Consider the following 18621-nt stretch of genomic DNA (forward strand, 5'->3'; position numbering starts at 1 on the left):
TTTCAGTTTCCCGCGGCGCGACAAATCGCACCGAACTCATCTGCATTCAGGGAAGCTCCACCAATGAGCCCCCCATCGATATCCGGCATGCCGAACAGTTCGACCGCATTGGCCGCCTTCACGCTGCCGCCGTATAGAAGCCGCACACCTTGTGCGACCTCAGAATTCTCTGCCGCCAACTGAGCGCGAATGGCTGCATGCACATCCTGCGCTTGTTGCGGCGAAGCAGTCAGCCCAGTGCCAATGGCCCAGACTGGCTCGTAAGCAATTACTGCATTTGCAAAGGCACCTACACCCAGCTCCTCTATGATACTGCCTAGCTGACGCCCGACAACATCTAGAGTTTTACCGGCTTCGCGCTGCTCAAGGGTTTCCCCTATGCACAACACCGGGATCAAGCCACATGCCTGCGCCGCTGCGAACTTGCGAATCAGCACACCGTCCTGCTCGCCCATAATCTGGCGGCGTTCGGAATGCCCGACAAGAACCAGGGAACAACCTGCATCCACCAATTGACTCGGCGCGATTTCACCGGTCAGTGCACCTTGCATGGCTTCCACCGCAGAGTTCTGCGCGCCGACCGAAATCGACTTGCCGTTCAAGCCATCAATCACTTGATTGATATGCAAGTAAGGCGGGAATACCGCTACATCAACACCGCTCGGCAAGGCCAGATGACGAAGGCCATTGATCAGCTCAGCGACGCTGGCGCGGGTACCGTGCATCTTCCAGTTACCAGCTACCATAGGGCGACGCATGCTGTACCTCGTCGGTCAAAGTGGGCGCAGATGTTACCCAACACAATCATGGCTGGCAAGCCGAATTCAGGCAGAAACTTCAGTAACCAGTTTTGCCAGCTCTTCGGCGTAGCCACGGACCTGTGTTTCGTCCTCGCCTTCAACCATCACCCGCACCAACGGCTCCGTCCCGGACTTGCGCAACAACACGCGCCCGCGGCCGGCCATAGCCTGGGTAACACGGTCGCTGGCTTCCTTGACCGCCGGATGGTCGAGCGGACTCGCGCCCCCGCCGAACCGGACATTGATCAGCACCTGAGGGCACTTGCGCAGCGCCTGACGGGCCTGAGCAAGTCCTTCCGAGCGCGTTTTCAGCGCCATCAGCACCTGCAACGCCGCGATGATCGCATCACCTGTGGTGGTGTGATTGAAGCAGACGATATGACCCGAGTTCTCACCGCCTACCAACCAGTTACGCTCCAGCAAGTCAGCGATCACATAACGGTCGCCAACGTTGGCACGCACGAAAGGAATCGACAGATCCGCCAGGGCCAATTCGAGCCCAAGGTTACTCATCAATGTACCAACCACGCCGCCTTGCAGCTTGTCGCGCTCATGCAGATCGCGGGCGATGATGTACAGCAACTCGTCACCATCTACGATGGCGCCTGTGTGGTCGACCATCAAGACGCGATCACCGTCACCGTCAAAGGCAATACCCAGATCGGCGTGTTCGGCCAATACCGCAGCCTGCAACTGCCCCATATGGGTCGAACCGCAATTGTCATTGATGTTCAAGCCGTTTGGCTGAGCAGAAAGCACAACGACTTCGGCACCCAACTCGCGGAACACGCTAGGTGCAACCTTATAGGTCGCGCCGTGAGCGCAGTCGATCACGATTTTCAGGCCGGCGAAGTTGGTACCGGTCGGCACGCTGCTCTTGCAGAATTCGATATAGCGGCCAGAGGCATCGTTGATTCGCGAAACTTTGCCGATCTTGCTCGACTCAACCACGGTCATCGGGGTGTCGAGCAACTCTTCGATCATCAGTTCGACTTCATCCGGCAGTTTGGTGCCCTTTCCGGAGAAGAACTTGATGCCGTTGTCATCATGAGGATTGTGCGAGGCACTGATCACAATACCGGCTTCAGCATGAAAGGTACGCGTCAGGTAAGCGATCGCCGGCGTTGGCATCGGGCCCAACAGCATCACGTCAGCACCTGCCGACGTCAGACCAGCCTCGAGCGCGGACTCAAACATGTAACCGGAGATCCGGGTGTCCTTGCCAACCAGCACCTTGCAGGCGCCCATTTTGCGGAACGCCATGCCCGCAGCCCAACCGAGCTTGAGCATGAAATCAGGAGTTATCGGGTATTCGCCGACCCGACCACGGATACCGTCGGTGCCAAAGTATTTTTTGCTCATAAGTGCTCCATCATTCTTATTCGGCTGATTCCACTGCGGCGATCATCCGCACCACGTCCACTGTTTCGGCTACATCATGGACGCGCAATATACGCGCACCCTTGGCCGAAGCCAGCGCCGCGAGCGCCAGACCACCAAACAGGCGTTCTCCAACCGGGCGATTCAAGGCCTGACCTATCATGCTCTTTCGCGAAACCCCAACCAACAAGGGCCGCCCCAAGGCATGCAGGTCTTCCATATGTTTGAACAAGCTTAGATTGTGCTGCAAGGTTTTTGCGAACCCAAACCCCGGATCAAGAATAATCCTCTCAGCAGGGATTCCCACCAACGCACACTGGGCCATACGCTCAGCGAGAAACTCGCAGACCTCTTTAGTCACGTCCTCGTAGTGCGGATTATCCTGCATATCGCCCGGCTCACCGAGCATATGCATCAGACACACCGGCAATCCGGTGGCGGCTGCCGCATCCAGGGCACCGTCTCGGCGCAGCGAGCGCACATCATTGATCAAGCCCGCTCCGAGCCGTGCGGTTTCGCGCATGACCGCCGGAGTGGAGGTATCAACCGAAATAATCACATCCAGTTCGCGATTGATGAGTTCAACGATAGGCGCCACGCGCTCCAGCTCTTCAAGTGGCGAAACCGCCCTTGCACCGGGCCGGGTCGATTCGCCACCGACATCGATCAGCGTGGCGCCCGCCGCTACCATCGCCTCGGCGTGGCGCAGGGCCGCGTCGAGCTGGCTGTATCGGCCGCCATCAGAAAAGGAATCGGGAGTGACATTGAGAATACCCATGACATGCGTCTGGGCCAAATCAAGAACCCGGTTGCCGCAAGGCAACCGGGTCGAGGACTGAACAGAAGTCATTTCAAACCTTAGACGTCAGCAGCCGGACCGCCGATCGGTGTTTGCGGACGCTCATCCTGGACCACCGGAGGTGTCCCGGAAGTACCGGTGCCGCCACCCGACCAGTCGCGTGGTTCGCGAGGGGTACGTCCGGCCATGATGTCGTCGATCTGATCGGCATCGATCGTCTCGTACTTCATCAAGGCATCCGCCATGGCGTCGAGCTTGTCACGGTTATCCGTGAGGATCTGCTTGGCCGTGCCGTAGCACTGGTCAATGATGCTGCGCACTTCGGAGTCAATCAGCTTGGCTGTCTCACCAGAGAAGCTCGCACTCTGACCACCGCCGCCGCGACCAAGGAATACTTCGCCCTCTTCTTCGGCATACATCAACGGACCGAGTTTTTCCGAAAGGCCCCACTTGGTCACCATGTTCCGCGCAATCTGGCTGGCACGCATGATGTCGTTGGACGCGCCGGTGGTAACACCGTCAAAGCCCAGGGTCATTTCTTCAGCGATACGGCCACCGTACAGCGAGCAGATCTGGCTGATCAGCGCACGCTTGGACAGGCTATAGCGATCTTCTTCCGGCAGGAACATCGTCACACCCAGCGCACGACCGCGCGGGATGATCGACACCTTGTAGACCGGATCGTGCTCTGGCACGACACGACCGACGATGGCGTGACCCGCTTCGTGATAAGCGGTGTTCTGCTTCTCTTTCTCCGACATGACCATGGATTTGCGCTCGGCGCCCATCATGATCTTGTCTTTCGCCAGTTCAAACTCTTTCATTTCGACGATGCGCTTGCCGGTACGGGCAGCGAACAACGAGGCCTCGTTCACCAGGTTAGCCAGGTCGGCACCAGAGAAACCAGGCGTACCACGTGCAATCACCGCAGGAGCGACGTCGTCACCCATTGGCACTTTGCGCATGTGAACCTTGAGAATCTGCTCACGACCACGAATATCCGGCAGACCTACCACAACCTGACGGTCGAAACGGCCCGGACGCAGCAACGCAGGGTCCAGTACGTCGGGACGGTTGGTTGCAGCAATGACGATGATGCCGTCATTCATTTCAAAGCCATCCATCTCAACCAGCAATTGGTTGAGTGTCTGCTCGCGTTCGTCATGACCGCCACCCATGCCGGCGCCACGGTGACGACCGACAGCATCGATTTCATCGATAAAGATGATGCAGGGTGCGTGTTTCTTGGCCTGCTCGAACATATCGCGAACACGGCTGGCACCGACACCGACGAACATCTCGACGAAATCGGAACCGGAAATGGTGAAGAACGGCACTTTGGCTTCGCCGGCAATCGCCTTGGCCAGCAAGGTTTTACCGGTACCCGGAGGACCCACCATCAGCACGCCGCGTGGAATGCGGCCGCCCAGTCGCTGGAACTTGCCCGGATCACGCAGGAACTCGACCAGTTCACCGACCTCTTCCTTGGCTTCGTCGCAACCGGCAACGTCACCCAAGGTAGTTTTCACCTGATCTTCGGAGAGCAGGCGTGCCTTGCTCTTGCCGAAGCTCATCGGCCCGCCCTTGCCGCCCGCACCGCCCTGCATCTGCCGCATGAAAAACATGAACACGGCGATGATCACCAGGATCGGGAAGCTGGCGACCAGGAGTTGAGTCCAGATGCTTTGCTGCTCAGGCTGCTTGCCTTCGACCACGACGTGGTTATCCACGAGATCGCCGATCAGACCGTTGTCCTGAATGGCAGGACGAATGGTCTTGAAGCTATCGCCATCGGTGCGCTTACCGGTAATCACATAGCCGTCAACTGCTACGCGTTCGACCTTGCCATCCTTGACCTGCTGGATGAAGTCGGAATAGTTGAGGGTCTGCGGCTCGTTAGGGCTGGAGAAGTTGTTCATCACCGTCACCAGGACAGCCGCGATGATCAACCACAGGATCAGATTCTTTGCCATATCGTTCAATTAACTACCCTCTGAAGCAAGCTCCGCTAATGGCGCGCGCTTCGCATGATATTCACCGGCCTAACTTACTACATTACCTACGACTCTGGCAGGCGCCGTCTGTAACCCTTTGTGAAACACTTTCTACACAATATTCGCTAATGCTCACGGGGCGAAATACGAAAATCCTATCGACCCGCAAAAAAACCTCGATTTACTCGCTACGGCCACGATAGCCCCAAGCCAGCATGTATTGCTCGCGGGAACTGCCGCGGGAAGAATCCGGCTTGATCATCTGGACCTTGTCGAATTTCTGACGAGCGTCCTTCACATAAGCATCAAACCCTTCGCCCTGAAACACCTTGATCACGAAATTACCACCCGGCTTGAGTATCCGAGCCGCCAGATCAAGAGCCAGCTCACATAGAAACATGGCTTTGGGCATATCCACCTCAGGCGTACCACTCATATTGGGGGCCATATCGGAAATCACAAGGTCCACCTGCGAATTACCCACGGCTTCGAGGATCTGAGCGAGCACTTCGTCCTGGGTGAAGTCACCCTGGATGAAAGTCACGTCCGGAATGCTGTCCATTTCCAGGATGTCCGAGGCGATCAGTCGCCCCTGACCACCGATCAGCCGACTGGTGACCTGCGACCAGCCGCCGGGCGCCGCTCCCAGGTCGACAACGCTCATACCCGGACGGATCAGTTTGTATTTCTCCTGGACCTCCAGAAGCTTGTAACTCGCACGCGAGCGATAACCATCCTTCTGCGCCTGCTTCACATAGGGATCATTGACATGTCTTTGCAGCCATTTAAGGCTTGTCTTGGAACGGGCCACGGGCCACCTCGAAAATAAAACGGGTCGTGATTAACTGGGCGGTCCCGGACTCGCTCGGGTAAACTGGCCGCCGCTTTTTACAAGATCAGACGCAGGGGTCAGATTATGCCGCTCACTCAAGAGCAGAAGAAACAGTACAAATCCATTGGCCATCATCTGAAACCAGTTTTGATTGTGGCTGACAACGGTTTGACTGAAGGTGTGTTAGCCGAACTTGAACGCGCTTTGGCGGATCACGAGCTGATTAAAATCAAGCTCAACATCCTCGATCGCGAGTCGCGCCTGGCGAACATTGCAGAACTGTGCAAGGTCGGCAAAGCGGACCTGGTTCAGGTCATCGGCAAGATGGCACTGATTTACCGCAAGAACTTCAGCGTCAACAAGCAGCTGTCGAACGTTCATCGCTTCAAGTGATGGCAAGGGTCAAGGGTGTGCTTCGCGCACCCTGCCACTCCATCCTGGCACCGGCTGCAACACCAGCACCCCCCCGGAAAAGCCCAGAACAAGGTAACTGAACACCTGCCAGCGCACGGCATCCGGCCAACCGACGCGCACCGCGAAGAACATCCCGCAGGCATACAGCGCCATCAGCAGCAGTTGCCCACGAATATCGCGCCATAGACTGACAAGGCCCTCGGCCTGAATCAGCACCAAAGCCTGAAAAATCACACACGCTGCGGCGAAACCCACCATCAGCGCATCAAGCATGCCTGCAATTTCGTCAATCAGCAGCGGCGCCAGGCCAATCTGGCCCAGCACCGGCAGCAGACCGATGTGTAACAGCCACAAGCCGCCCACCCACAACATCTGAGTGAGCTGCCAAAGCATGGAGCCCGCACGGAGCGGGCGCCTGCGTTTAGATGTGGCGTACTTCGACAATCTCGTACTCGATAACGCCGCCAGGCGTTTTCACGGCAACCACGTCACCCTCTTCCTTGGCAATCAAGGCGCGGGCCAGTGGTGAGCCCACCGAAATCTTGCCGAGTTTAAAGTCAGCCTCATCCTCACCCACAATGTGGTAAGTGACGCTTTCATCAGTCTCGACGTTGGCGATTTCAACGGTGGTACCGAAAATCACTTTGCCGGTGTGAGGAATGGTCGTGACGTCGATGATCACCTGGTTCTGAATCCGGCCCTCGATGTCACGAATCCGCGCCTCGACCATCCCTTGCTGCTCACGGGCAGCGTGGTATTCGGCGTTTTCCTTCAAGTCACCCAACTCGCGGGCCGTGCCGATGTCCTGGCTGAGCTTCGGACGGACGACCTTGGTCAGGTGAGCGTGTTCTTCTTCCAGGGCTTTCGCGCCCTGGACGGTCATAGGGTACTTGATCATGCCTTCAATCCTGCGTGTAGATCCTGCAAGCGGCGTACGGTCTTCTCGGGACCGAACTTGAGCGCCTCGCAGATGGCTTCGCCAGCAGCAATAGTCGTGGTGCAGTAGATCTTGTGCTGCAGGGCATTACGACGAATGGAGTACGAATCAGCAATCGACTGACGACCTTCGGTGGTGTTGATGATCAGGGTGACTTCGTCATTCTTGATCATGTCGACCACGTGCGGACGACCTTCGGTCACCTTATTCACACGGCGCACTTTCAGGCCTGCGGCTTCGATCAGCTTGGCAGTACCGGCAGTGGCGACCACTTCGAAGCCCAAGTTGATCAGATCACGGGCCACGCCTGCAACCAGTGGCTTATCGTCGTCACGCACGCTGATGAACGCGGTGCCGCCGGTCGGCAGCACTTCGCTGGCGCCCATCTGTGCCTTGGCGAACGCTTCGCCGAAGGTGTCACCCACGCCCATCACTTCACCGGTGGACTTCATCTCTGGGCCCAGGATCGGGTCCACACCAGGGAATTTGGCGAATGGGAACACCGCCTCTTTCACGCTGTAGAAGTTCGGAATGATTTCTTTGGTGAAGCCGATTTCTTTCAGGGTTTTACCGGCCATCACGCGTGCCGCGATCATGGCCAGGGAAACACCGATGCACTTGGACACGAACGGTACGGTACGGGAAGCGCGCGGGTTGACTTCAATGACGTAGATGTCTTCGCCTTGCAGCGCCAACTGTACGTTCATCAGGCCGACAACGCCCAGTTCCAAGGCCATTTTCTTGACCTGTTCGCGCATCTCGTCCTGGATGTGCGCAGGCAGCGAGTACGGCGGCAGGGAGCACGCCGAGTCACCGGAGTGAACGCCGGCCTGCTCGATGTGCTGCATGATCGCGCCGATCACCACGTCGGTGCCGTCGCAGACCGCATCCACGTCCATTTCGATGGCGCAGTTGAGGAAGTGGTCGAGCAGCACCGGGCTGTCGTTGGACACCTTCACCGCATCGCGCAGGTAGCGCTTGAGTTCTTCTTCTTCGTAGACGATTTCCATCGCACGACCGCCCAAAACATAGGACGGACGAACCACCAGCGGGTAACCGATCTTGGCGGCAGCACGAATCGCTTCGTCTTCGCTACGCACGGTGGCGTTTGGCGGCTGACGCAGGTTCAGGCGCTCAACCATTTGCTGGAAACGCTCACGGTCTTCGGCACGGTCGATGGCGTCAGGGCTGGTGCCGATGATTGGCACGCCAGCTTCTTCCAGGGCGCGAGCCAGTTTCAGCGGGGTTTGGCCGCCGTACTGGACGATCACGCCTTTTGGCTTCTCGACGCGGCAGATTTCCAGCACGTCTTCCAGGGTCACCGGCTCGAAGTACAGGCGATCGGAGGTGTCGTAATCGGTCGAAACGGTTTCCGGGTTGCAATTGACCATGATGGTCTCGTAACCGTCGGCGCGCAGGGCAAGTGCCGCGTGTACGCAGCAGTAGTCGAACTCGATGCCTTGGCCGATGCGGTTAGGACCGCCGCCCAGGATCATGATCTTGTCGCGGCCCGTCGGTGCGGCTTCGCACTCTTCCTCGTAAGTCGAGTACATGTAGGCGGTGTCGGTGGCGAACTCGGCCGCGCAGGTGTCAACGCGCTTGTAGACCGGGAAGATTTCCAGCTTGTGACGGTGGCGACGCAGCGCCTTCTCGGTCACGCCCAGCAGCTTGGCCAGACGCATGTCGGAGAAGCCTTTGCGCTTGAGCTTGAACATCAAGTCGCGGTCGATGCTAGCCAGACCCAGGGTCTTGACCTTCTCTTCGTCCTTGATCAGGTCTTCGATCTGCACCAGGAACCACGGGTCGATCATGTTCATGCCGAAGATGTCTTCGACCGACAGACCGGCGCGGAACGCGTCAGCCACGTACCAGATACGCTCGGCACCCGGCACGGTCAGTTCGCGCTTGAGGATGCTCATGCTTTCCGGATTGCTCAGGTCGAGCTTCTCGTCCAGGCCGCAAACGCCCACTTCCAGGCCGCGCAAAGCTTTCTGCAGGGATTCCTGGAAGGTCCGGCCGATCGCCATGACTTCACCGACCGACTTCATTTGAGTGGTCAGGCGCGCGTCGGCTTTCGGGAATTTCTCGAAGGCGAAGCGTGGCAACTTGGTCACGACGTAGTCAATGGACGGCTCGAAGGATGCAGGAGTAGCGCCGCCGGTGATTTCGTTCTGCAGTTCGTCCAGGGTGTAGCCGATCGCCAGCTTGGCAGCGATACGCGCAATCGGGAAACCAGTGGCTTTCGAGGCCAGTGCCGAAGAGCGGGATACACGCGGGTTCATCTCGATGACTACCATGCGGCCAGTGTCCGGGCAGATGCCGAACTGGACGTTAGAGCCGCCGGTTTCCACGCCGATCTCGCGCAGTACCGCCAGAGAGGCGTTACGCATGATCTGGTATTCCTTGTCCGTCAGGGTTTGTGCCGGAGCAACGGTGATCGAGTCACCGGTGTGCACGCCCATCGGGTCAAAGTTTTCGATGGAGCAGACGATGATGCAGTTGTCCTTCTTATCGCGGACAACCTCCATCTCATACTCTTTCCAGCCGATCAGGGATTCATCGATCAGCAGTTCCTTGGTCGGCGACAGGTCGAGACCGCGGGCGCAGATTTCTTCGAACTCTTCGCGGTTGTAAGCGATACCGCCACCGGTGCCTCCCATGGTGAAGGACGGACGGATGATGCACGGGAAGCCAAGCTTCTCGAGCACTGCGTTGGCCTCTTCCATGCTGTGGGCGATACCCGAACGCGGGCAGTCCAGGCCGATGGATTTCATCGCCTTGTCGAAGCGCGAACGGTCTTCGGCCTTGTCGATGGTGTCAGCGTTGGCACCGATCATCTCTACGCCGAACTTCTCCAGAACGCCTTCGCGCTCCAGGTCCAGGGCGCAGTTCAGAGCAGTCTGGCCACCCATGGTCGGCAGCAGCGCGTCCGGACGCTCTTTCTCGATGATCTTGGCAACGGTCTGCCACTTGATCGGCTCGATGTAGGTGGCGTCAGCCATATCCGGGTCGGTCATGATGGTCGCTGGGTTGGAGTTCACCAGGATGACGCGGTAGCCCTCCTCGCGCAGGGCTTTGCAGGCCTGGGCGCCGGAGTAGTCGAATTCGCAGGCCTGGCCGATCACGATCGGGCCAGCGCCGAGAATCAGGATGCTTTTAATGTCTGTACGTTTTGGCATGGGTTTGTCACTCAAATCCGCAGGTCAGTCGGCAAGCCGTCTTGTTCAATCTGTGAAGCCTTGAGGGGGGCCGCCGATGTTCGGGACCGCCCCTCAAGCTTTGCAACATCAAGGCGAGCGATTAGCGTCGCTTGGCCATTTCGTTGATGAAGCGATCGAACAATGGCGCTACGTCGTTCGGGCCAGGGCTGGCTTCAGGGTGACCCTGGAAGCTGAAGGCGCTTTTGTCGGTACGCTCGATGCCTTGAAGGGTGCCGTCGAACAGCGATTTGTGAATCGCGCGAACGTTGGCCGGCAGGGTCGCTTCGTCTACCGCAAAACCGTGGTTCTGGCTGGTGATCATCACTACACCGGTATCCAGATCCTGGACCGGGTGGTTGGCACCGTGGTGGCCGTGGCCCATTTTCAGGGTCTTGGCACCGGAGGCCAGGGCCAGCAGTTGGTGGCCGAGGCAGATGCCGAAGACCGGAATCTCGGTTTCGAGCACGTCCTTGATCGCCTGGATCGCGTAGTCGCAAGGCTCCGGATCACCAGGTCCGTTGGACAGGAACACGCCGTCCGGCTTCATCGCCAGAACGTCAGCGGCTGGAGTCTGGGCCGGCACCACGGTCACGCGGCAACCGCGCTCGACCAGCATGCGCAGGATGTTCAGCTTGACGCCGTAGTCGTAGGCAACCACGTGGTAGGGCAGCTCGGAGGCTTCGATGGTCGCGTGGCTGTCGGTTTTCAGATCCCAGACAGTCGAGCGCCACTCGTATTGCTCTTTGGTGCTGACGACTTTCGCCAGGTCCATGCCTTTGAGGCCAGGGAAACCCTGGGCGGCGGCGATGGCGGCTTCTTCGGAGATGTTGTCACCTGCCATGATGCAGCCGTTCTGCGCGCCTTTTTCACGCAAAATGCGTGTCAGGCGGCGAGTATCGATACCGGCGATTGCCACTACGTTGTTGGCTTTCAGGTAGTCGGACAGGGACATCGTGTTACGCCAGTTGCTCGCAACCAGTGGCAGGTCACGGATGACCAGGCCAGCGGACCATACGCGGTCGGACTCGGCGTCTTCCGGCGTTGTGCCGGTGTTGCCGATGTGCGGGTAAGTCAGGGTAACGATCTGTTGGGCGTAGGAAGGATCGGTAAGGATTTCCTGATAGCCGGTCATGGCGGTGTTGAATACCACCTCACCAACGGTTTGACCGTCGGCTCCAATTGCTTCGCCGCGAAAAATGCTGCCATCAGCAAGGGCGAGTATGGCTGGCTTAGTCAAGAAGACCTCCCGTAAATAAAGCCTGAAAGGGCGATCGCAGGTGTAAAAAAGCGGAGTGACGTATGGACACGTCACCCCGCTCATTCACTGAATTATTCTGCGCGCTTTTAGTGAACACACTAAAGCTGTAGCTTACAGAAAAAGGCATTTTCGGTCTACCGCCAATGAGCCTTAAAGGCCGGAGAATGCGACAGGACGTCGCTTGGCGGAGTAAAACCGGGCTCAAACGCCGTGTTTGAACCCGATTTCAGGCACTTCTTAACGCAGGTCGAGCACGTCTTGCATGTCATAAAGACCCGGCTCGCGCCCATCAAGCCACAAGGCGGCACGTACTGCACCCTTGGCAAAGGTCATGCGACTGGACGCTTTATGCGTGATCTCGACACGCTCACCATCAGCGGCGAACAGCACAGTGTGATCACCGACGATGTCACCGGCACGCACCGTGGCGAAGCCGATGGTTTCGCGAGCGCGGGCGCCGGTCTGGCCTTCACGACCGTAAACCGCCACCTTCTTCAGATCACGCCCCAGCGCATCGGCAATGACTTCACCCATGCGCACGGCAGTACCGGACGGCGCATCGACTTTATGCCGATGATGGGCTTCAGTGATTTCGATATCGACATCATCACCCAGCACCCGGGCAGCGGTGTCGAGCAGCTTCAGGCAAAGATTAACGCCGACGCTGAAGTTGGCCGCGAAGACAATCGGAATGTCCTTGCCCGCTTCCGCCAGCAACTGCTTCTCCTCAACGCTGAAACCGGTGGTACCGATGATCATCGCCTTGTGATGCTTGCGGCAGAACGCGAGGTTCTTCAGCGTCACCGTCGGGTGCGTGAAGTCGATCAGCACGTCGAACTCGTCGACCACGCGATCCAGATCACCCGACAGCGGCACACCGATACGACCCAGCGCAGCCAGTTCGCCGGCATCTGCGCCGACCAGCGAGCTGTCCGGACGATCAATGGCCGCCGTCAGACCCGCGCCCTGCTGTTGCTGCACGGCCTCGATCAGGGTTTTGCCCATGCGCCCGGCGGCGCCCATCACTGCAATACGTCGCATGCCTGTCTCCTTACAAATCGCCGAAGAAGCGCTTTACGCCTTCGAACCAACCGGTGGTTTTCGGCGAATGGCTGTTGTCATCCGCCAGCGAGCTGCGGAACTCTTCCAGCAATTCGCGCTGACGACGACCCAGGTTGACCGGGGTTTCGACCGCCACACGGCACATCAAGTCACCGGCTCCACCGCCACGCACAGGCGCAACGCCTTTGCCGCGAACACGGAACTGCTTGCCGGTCTGGGTCCCTTCAGGGATTTTCAGTTTGACTCGACCATCAAGGGTCGGAATCTCCAGCTCGCCGCCCAGCGCAGCATCAACAAAACTGATCGGCACCTCGCAGAACAGGTGCTTGCCGTCGCGCTGGAAGATCGCGTGCTCGCGCACATTGATCACCACGTACAGATCGCCCGTCGGTCCACCCTGCGCACCCGCCTCGCCTTCGCCGGACAGACGAATGCGATCACCGGTATCCACACCGGCCGGTACTTTCACCGAGAGGGTTTTGTACTCTTCGACGCGGCCTTCGCCGTTGCAGGAGTTGCACGGGTCGGAAATGATCTTGCCCTGGCCATGGCAACGCGGGCAGGTCTGCTGCACCGAGAAGAAGCCCTGCTGCATGCGCACCTGGCCAATACCGCCGCATGTCGGGCAGGTCACTGGCGAGGAGCCTTTCTTGGCACCCGAGCCGTCGCAGGGCTTGCAGTTGACCAGTGTCGGAACGCGGATATTCACGGTCGTGCCGCGCACCGCTTCTTCCAGGTTCAGCTCCAGGGTGTAACGCAAGTCGCTGCCGCGCTGAGCGCCGCCACGGGCACCGCCGCGACCACCACCGAAGAAGTCACTGAAGACATCACCAAAGATGTCGGAGAAGTTCTGACCGCCAAATCCGGCACCGCCGCCACCCATGCTCGGGTCGACGCCGGCATGACCGTACTGGTCGTAGGCCGCGCGCTTGCTGGAATCGGACAGTACTTCGTAGGCCTCGTTGGCCTCCTTGAACATCTCTTCCGACGCTTTGTCATCGGGATTACGGTCCGGGTGATGCTTCATCGCCAGGCGACGGTAGGCCTTTTTCAGGTCTGCTTCGCTTGAACCACGCTCAACACCCAATATTTCGTAATAGTCACGCTTTGCCATAAGTCTTTGCACTCTTAAGGACGTCCGGCAAACCCCTCCTGAGCCTCGCCAAACTCGTTGAGCCCCAATACAGGCCCGGACCCAACTCACGTCAATTCAACGATCCTGGTCTTTGATTCAATGCGGTACTTTCAGCTCGAGAAGCAGGAGCATTCCCGGCCATACCGCCAGCATTCGAGCGTTGTCGCATGCTGTAAAAATTCGCTAACTCCAGACACGCCAACGCGGGAGCAAGCTCCCGCGCGGCGACATCCTACCAGTCACCGCCAGAAGGCAGTCAACCGGGCGACCAACAACTTACTTGTGGTCTTTGACTTCTTCGAACTCGGCATCAACAACGTCGTCGGCTTTTTCGGCTTTTTCGTCGTTAGGTGCCGCGCCTTCGGCAGGCTGGGCCTGTTCGGCGTACATCTTCTGCGCCACTGGAGCGGAGACTTTGGACAACTCTTCAACCTTGGCTTCGATTGCAGCCTTGTCGTCGCCTTTGACAGCGGCTTCCAAAGCAACAACAGCGGCTTCGATTGCAGTCTTCTCTTCAGCCGTCACTTTATCGCCAGCGTCAGCGACCATTTTGCGAGTCGAGTGAACCAGTGCATCGCCCTGGTTGCGGGCTGCGGCCAGTGCTTCGAACTTGCTGTCTTCTTCGGCGTTGGCTTCAGCATCGCGAATCATCTGCTGAATCTCTTCCTCGGACAGACCGGAGTTGGCCTTGATCACGATCGACTGAGTCTTGCCGGTGGCCTTGTCTTTGGCGCCTACGTGCAGGATGCCGTTGGCGTCGATGTCGAAGGTCACTTCAATTTGTGGCACGCCACGTGGTGCTGGTGGAATCTCGGCCAGGTCGAACTTGCCCAGGGACTTGTTCTGTGCCGCTTGCTTACGCTCACCTTGCAGCACGTGAATGGTCACGGCGCCCTGATTGTCGTCGGCAGTCGAGAACACTTGCGATTTCTTGGTAGGAATCGTGGTGTTTTTCTCGATCAGCGCGGTCATCACGCCACCCATGGTTTCGATACCCAGGGTCAGCGGGCTGACGTCGAGCAGCAGAACGTCTTTTACGTCACCGGCCAGTACGGCACCCTGGATAGCAGCACCCATGGCAACGGCTTCGTCCGGGTTCACGTCTTTACGTGCTTCTTTACCGAAGAACTCGGTCACCAACTTCTGAACCAGTGGCATACGGGTCTGACCGCCCACCAGGATCACGTCGTTGATGGCGCCAACGTCGATACCGGAGTCTTTCAGCGCGATGCGGCAAGGTTCGATGGTGCGCTGAACCAGGTCTTCTACCAGCGCTTCGAGCTTGGCGCGGGAGATTTTCACGTTCAAGTGCTTAGGACCGGTGGCGTCTGCAGTGATGTACGGCAGGTTCACATCAGTCGACATGCTCGAGGACAGTTCGATCTTGGCTTTTTCAGCGGCTTCTTTCAGGCGCTGCATGGCCAGCGGGTCACCTTTGAGGTTCATGCCGCTTTCTTTCTTGAATTCGTCGACGAGGTAGTCGATCAGACGAATGTCAAAGTCTTCACCGCCCAGGAAAGTGTCACCGTTGGTGGCCAATACTTCGAACTGGTGCTCGCCATCGACTTCAGCGATTTCGATCACGGAAACGTCGAAGGTACCGCCGCCCAAGTCGTAAACGATCACGGTGTGATCGCCCTTCGCCTTGTCCATACCGTAGGCCAGAGCGGCCGCGGTCGGTTCGTTGATGATACGTTTTACGTCCAGGCCAGCAATACGGCCGGCGTCTTTGGTGGCTTGACGCTGGCTGTCGTTGAAGTAAGCCGGAACGGTGATGACCGCTTCGGTCACTGGCTCGCCGAGGTAGTCTTCGGCGGTCTTCTTCATTTTCTTCAGAATTTCAGCCGAGATCTGTGGCGGCGACATTTTCTGGCCGTTCACTTCTACCCATGCGTCGCCGTTGTCAGCCTTGGCGATTTTGTACGGGACCATCTTGATGTCTTTCTGTACGACTTCTTCGTCGAACTTACGACCGATCAGACGCTTCACCGCGTACAGGGTGTTATGCGGATTGGTCACAGCTTGACGCTTGGCGGACTGGCCAACCAGGATTTCGCCGTCGTTGGCGTAAGCGATGATCGACGGCGTGGTACGCGCGCCTTCAGCGTTTTCGATAACTTTGGCTACGCCGTTTTCAAGCACGGAGACGCAGGAGTTGGTAGTCCCCAGGTCGATACCGATAATTTTGCCCATGTTTATTCTCCCGAAACTTTTGGATTTGGTTGCCGCAGCAGTGGTGGCTAACTGCGGTAGCACTTAAACGCTTGACTTCTAAATGGGGGCCTTGTGGCTAATTTCAAGCCTGCTCATCAATAGAAGGCGAAACTGGCGCAGGGGCCTTGCTCACCACAACCATGGCCGGGCGCAGCAGACGACCGTTGAGCTGATACCCTTTCTGGAACACCTTGAGCACGCTGTTCGGCTCAACGTCGGCGCTTTCCTGCATGGCCATTGCCTGGTGCTGAACGGCATTGAACGGCTCGCCATGCGGATCGATCACTTCCAACTGATAACGCTTCAGGGTGTCCTGGAACATTTTCAGGGTCAGCTCGATGCCTTCGCGCATTGGGCGGATGCTTTCGTCATCCGGGTTGGACAACTCCAGGCCACGCTCCAGGCTGTCGATGATCGGCAACAAATCGCCAGCAAATTTTTCCAGGGCGAATTTGTGCGCTTTTTCTACGTCCTGCTCGGCTCGACGGCGGACGTTCTGCAGATCAGCCGCTACACGCAAAGCTTGATCATGAGCGCCAGCCAATTGCTCCTCGAGCACTTGTACGCGAGCCGCCAGTTCATCACCCGAATCCGGGGCAGCCTGATCGGCGTCTAGATTTTGCGTATCCACTGTCTGTTCGTCAGCCATAGAATTCTCCTTTCAATAACGTCCGCGAGCTCAACTCGCGCTTCTGTCCCGGTATATGGGGCCGCAAAAATCAGCTTCAAGGGGCGGGTTGCGATTAACCCTACAAAAAACGCTGCATTGTGATTACGCGACGACCAGGCATTTCGTCAGACCGAGGCGATCGAGCACTTCAGGGGCATTGTCAGCCGCAAATAAAACACTGTATAAATAACCAGACCTAAAGCCTGGGAGCGGCCTTTATGCTGGTGCACCTGTCCGTACATAACTACGCCATCGTTGAACATCTCGATCTCGAGCTCGATCGCGGGATGAGCGTGATAACCGGGGAAACCGGTGCCGGCAAGTCGATCATGCTCGACGCCCTCGGCCTGACCCTGGGCGACCGTGCCGACAGCGGCGTGGTCCGTCCCGGCGCCGACAAGGCCGACATCCTTGCAACCTTCGACCTGGTCGACATCCCGGAAGCCAGCGCCTGGCTGGCAGAGCGCGACCTGGAAAGCGACGGCCCGTGCATCCTGCGACGGGTCATCACCGCCGAAGGACGCTCTCGTGGCTATATCAACGGCACGCCCTGCCCGCTCGGCGACCTCAAAGCCCTCGGCGAACTGCTGATCGATATCCACAGCCAGCACGAACACCAATCCCTGCTCAAGACCGACACTCACCGCCGCTTGCTCGACGAATACGCCGGCGCCACTGATCTTGCCCGCCAGGTGCATCTGGCCGCCCAACGCTGGCGCCAGACTCGCCAGGAGCTGGAGCGCCTCTCCAATTCCGGCGACGAGCAGCGCGCTCGCCATCAATTGCTCAGCTATCAGCTCGAAGAGCTGGAAAACCTAGGCCTCGGCGAAAACGAGCTGGAACACCTGGAACAGGAGCACAAGAACCTCACCAACGCAGAAACCCTGCTGGGTATCTGTCGGCAAGTGGTCGAGCAATGCAGCGAAAGTGATTCCGGGAATGTCCTGAACGCGCTGACCGCCAGCCTCAATCGTCTATCGAGCGTCAATAACTCGATCGGCGCACTGGGTGAAGCCAGCAGCCTGCTGACCAGCGCACAGATACAGGTCGAAGAAGCCGTGGGCGAGCTCAACCGCTTTCTCGACAACTTCGACGCCGACCCGGCACGCCTTCAATACCTGGAAGAACGCCTGGATGCGATCTACACCATGGCGCGCAAGCACCGCATCCAGCCGACCGAAGTCGCCGAGATGCAGCAGCGCTTGCTGGATGAAATCGAAACCCTGAACGCCAACGATGAATCCATCGAGCGACTGAGCGATGAGCTGGCTTCTTATGCCCGTCATTATCAGGAGAAGGCTCGAGAACTAAGCGACCTGCGCCATCAAGCCTCGAACAGCCTGGCCAGCGCCGTGGAACAGGAAATCCAGCGACTGGGCATGCCCGGCGGGCGCTTCACTATCGAATTACGTCCTAACAGCAGCGACGAACTGCTGCCTAATGGACTGGAGCAGGTCGAGCTGCTGGTCAGCGCCAACCCCGGTCAGCCATTAAAAGCCTTGGCCAAAGTGGCCTCGGGTGGCGAACTGTCACGAATCAGCCTGGCTATTCAGGTGATCACCGCGCAGACCTCACGAGTGCCGACACTTGTATTCGATGAGGTGGACGTGGGCATCGGAGGCCCCACCGCCGAGATCGTTGGCCAACTGCTACGTCGCCTCGGTGAACGCGGACAGGTGCTGACAGTGACCCACTTGCCGCAAGTGGCCGCCCAGGGCCATCAACATCTATTCGTGCACAAGGTGCGCGGCGAAGAGGCGACCCACACGGCTGTTTCCAAACTGAGCAAGAATGATCGCGTCGAAGAAGTAGCGCGGATGCTGGGTGGCATCGATCTGACCAAGGAATCCCTGGCTCACGCGAAAAAAATGGTCGTCACCGCAAAAATTTAAGGACGGCAGAAAGCACGAAGGCGACCCTTGGGTC

Annotated in this window: 15 protein-coding genes; 2 read left to right on the plus strand and 13 right to left on the minus strand. The window is 58.3% G+C overall.

The features are described 5' to 3' along the window. Positions 1 to 2: 2 nt before the first annotated feature. From tpiA to rlmE, 5 genes are all read right to left on the minus strand, one after another. Positions 3 to 758 carry a triose-phosphate isomerase gene (tpiA, locus tag AB4N91_RS22740; protein ID WP_077747389.1) on the minus strand — a complete coding sequence of 252 codons (756 nt, stop codon included), beginning with the start codon at positions 756 to 758 and terminating at the stop codon, positions 3 to 5. 66 nt (positions 759 to 824) lie between these two features. Next, on the minus strand, positions 825 to 2162 hold the full coding sequence (gene glmM / locus AB4N91_RS22745; RefSeq protein WP_010463493.1) for a phosphoglucosamine mutase: 1338 nt from the start codon (positions 2160 to 2162) through the stop codon (positions 825 to 827). A gap of 16 nt (positions 2163 to 2178) precedes the next feature. Further along, positions 2179 to 3030, minus strand: a complete 852-nt coding sequence (folP, locus tag AB4N91_RS22750) for a dihydropteroate synthase (protein ID WP_077747388.1) — start codon at positions 3028 to 3030, stop codon at positions 2179 to 2181. An 8-nt stretch (positions 3031 to 3038) separates the two neighbouring features. Next, positions 3039 to 4952 (minus strand): ATP-dependent zinc metalloprotease FtsH, encoded by a 1914-nt coding sequence (gene ftsH, locus AB4N91_RS22755; RefSeq protein ID WP_169856468.1) that lies wholly within the window; start codon positions 4950 to 4952, stop codon positions 3039 to 3041. A gap of 202 nt (positions 4953 to 5154) precedes the next feature. Next, positions 5155 to 5784, minus strand: coding sequence for a 23S rRNA (uridine(2552)-2'-O)-methyltransferase RlmE (gene rlmE / locus AB4N91_RS22760; RefSeq protein ID WP_008005470.1), 630 nt, complete (start codon positions 5782 to 5784; stop codon positions 5155 to 5157). A 105-nt stretch (positions 5785 to 5889) separates the two neighbouring features. On the opposite strand from rlmE, the gene AB4N91_RS22765 reads away from it, so the two are divergent. Then, on the plus strand, positions 5890 to 6198 hold the full coding sequence (locus tag AB4N91_RS22765; RefSeq protein ID WP_008057408.1) for a YhbY family RNA-binding protein: 309 nt from the start codon (positions 5890 to 5892) through the stop codon (positions 6196 to 6198). 9 nt (positions 6199 to 6207) lie between these two features. Here the strand turns inward: AB4N91_RS22765 and AB4N91_RS22770 are convergent, their stop codons facing one another. The 8 genes from AB4N91_RS22770 to grpE form a co-directional block, all read right to left on the minus strand. Continuing rightward, positions 6208 to 6612: an MFS transporter gene (locus AB4N91_RS22770; RefSeq protein ID WP_102593596.1), complete on the minus strand. Its 405-nt coding sequence runs from the start codon at positions 6610 to 6612 to the stop codon at positions 6208 to 6210. Between the two features lie 28 nt (positions 6613 to 6640). After that, positions 6641 to 7117, minus strand: a complete 477-nt coding sequence (gene greA, locus AB4N91_RS22775; protein WP_010463507.1) for a transcription elongation factor GreA — start codon at positions 7115 to 7117, stop codon at positions 6641 to 6643. Then, positions 7114 to 10335, minus strand: coding sequence for a carbamoyl-phosphate synthase large subunit (gene carB / locus AB4N91_RS22780; protein WP_010463509.1), 3222 nt, complete (start codon positions 10333 to 10335; stop codon positions 7114 to 7116). Before carB ends, greA begins: the two co-directional genes overlap by 4 nt. A gap of 121 nt (positions 10336 to 10456) precedes the next feature. Further along, positions 10457 to 11593, minus strand: coding sequence for a glutamine-hydrolyzing carbamoyl-phosphate synthase small subunit (gene carA, locus AB4N91_RS22785; RefSeq protein WP_010463512.1), 1137 nt, complete (start codon positions 11591 to 11593; stop codon positions 10457 to 10459). A gap of 258 nt (positions 11594 to 11851) precedes the next feature. Then, on the minus strand, positions 11852 to 12655 hold the full coding sequence (dapB, locus tag AB4N91_RS22790) for a 4-hydroxy-tetrahydrodipicolinate reductase (RefSeq protein WP_010463514.1): 804 nt from the start codon (positions 12653 to 12655) through the stop codon (positions 11852 to 11854). Between the two features lie 10 nt (positions 12656 to 12665). Further along, the gene (gene dnaJ / locus AB4N91_RS22795; RefSeq protein ID WP_010463516.1) at positions 12666 to 13790 is read right to left on the minus strand and encodes a molecular chaperone DnaJ; all 1125 of its coding nucleotides are present in this window, start codon (positions 13788 to 13790) and stop codon (positions 12666 to 12668) included. A gap of 297 nt (positions 13791 to 14087) precedes the next feature. Next, positions 14088 to 16004 carry a molecular chaperone DnaK gene (dnaK, locus tag AB4N91_RS22800; protein ID WP_077747385.1) on the minus strand — a complete coding sequence of 639 codons (1917 nt, stop codon included), beginning with the start codon at positions 16002 to 16004 and terminating at the stop codon, positions 14088 to 14090. A gap of 103 nt (positions 16005 to 16107) precedes the next feature. Next, positions 16108 to 16674: a nucleotide exchange factor GrpE gene (gene grpE / locus AB4N91_RS22805; RefSeq protein ID WP_077747384.1), complete on the minus strand. Its 567-nt coding sequence runs from the start codon at positions 16672 to 16674 to the stop codon at positions 16108 to 16110. A gap of 239 nt (positions 16675 to 16913) precedes the next feature. Here grpE and recN point away from each other — a divergent pair, with 239 nt between their 5' ends. Next, positions 16914 to 18587, plus strand: coding sequence for a DNA repair protein RecN (recN, locus tag AB4N91_RS22810; protein ID WP_145309772.1), 1674 nt, complete (start codon positions 16914 to 16916; stop codon positions 18585 to 18587). Positions 18588 to 18621: the final 34 nt, after the last annotated feature.

This window comes from Pseudomonas sp. H3_D04 (assembly GCF_054669175.1).

Excerpts from the sequence above, each read along its gene's own strand:
- recN (WP_145309772.1), top strand. The coding sequence starts at position 16,914 with ATGCTGGTGCACCTGTCCGTACATAACTACGCCATCGTTGAACATCTC.
- dapB (WP_010463514.1), bottom strand. The coding sequence starts at position 12,655 with ATGCGACGTATTGCAGTGATGGGCGCCGCCGGGCGCATGGGCAAAACC.
- AB4N91_RS22770 (WP_102593596.1), bottom strand. The coding sequence starts at position 6,612 with ATGCTTTGGCAGCTCACTCAGATGTTGTGGGTGGGCGGCTTGTGGCTG.
- ftsH (WP_169856468.1), bottom strand. The coding sequence starts at position 4,952 with ATGGCAAAGAATCTGATCCTGTGGTTGATCATCGCGGCTGTCCTGGTG.
- grpE (WP_077747384.1), bottom strand. The coding sequence starts at position 16,674 with ATGGCTGACGAACAGACAGTGGATACGCAAAATCTAGACGCCGATCAG.
- greA (WP_010463507.1), bottom strand. The coding sequence starts at position 7,117 with ATGATCAAGTACCCTATGACCGTCCAGGGCGCGAAAGCCCTGGAAGAA.
- folP (WP_077747388.1), bottom strand. The coding sequence starts at position 3,030 with ATGACTTCTGTTCAGTCCTCGACCCGGTTGCCTTGCGGCAACCGGGTT.
- glmM (WP_010463493.1), bottom strand. The coding sequence starts at position 2,162 with ATGAGCAAAAAATACTTTGGCACCGACGGTATCCGTGGTCGGGTCGGC.
- tpiA (WP_077747389.1), bottom strand. The coding sequence starts at position 758 with ATGCGTCGCCCTATGGTAGCTGGTAACTGGAAGATGCACGGTACCCGC.
- carB (WP_010463509.1), bottom strand. The coding sequence starts at position 10,335 with ATGCCAAAACGTACAGACATTAAAAGCATCCTGATTCTCGGCGCTGGC.
- dnaK (WP_077747385.1), bottom strand. The coding sequence starts at position 16,004 with ATGGGCAAAATTATCGGTATCGACCTGGGGACTACCAACTCCTGCGTC.
- dnaJ (WP_010463516.1), bottom strand. The coding sequence starts at position 13,790 with ATGGCAAAGCGTGACTATTACGAAATATTGGGTGTTGAGCGTGGTTCA.
- AB4N91_RS22765 (WP_008057408.1), top strand. The coding sequence starts at position 5,890 with ATGCCGCTCACTCAAGAGCAGAAGAAACAGTACAAATCCATTGGCCAT.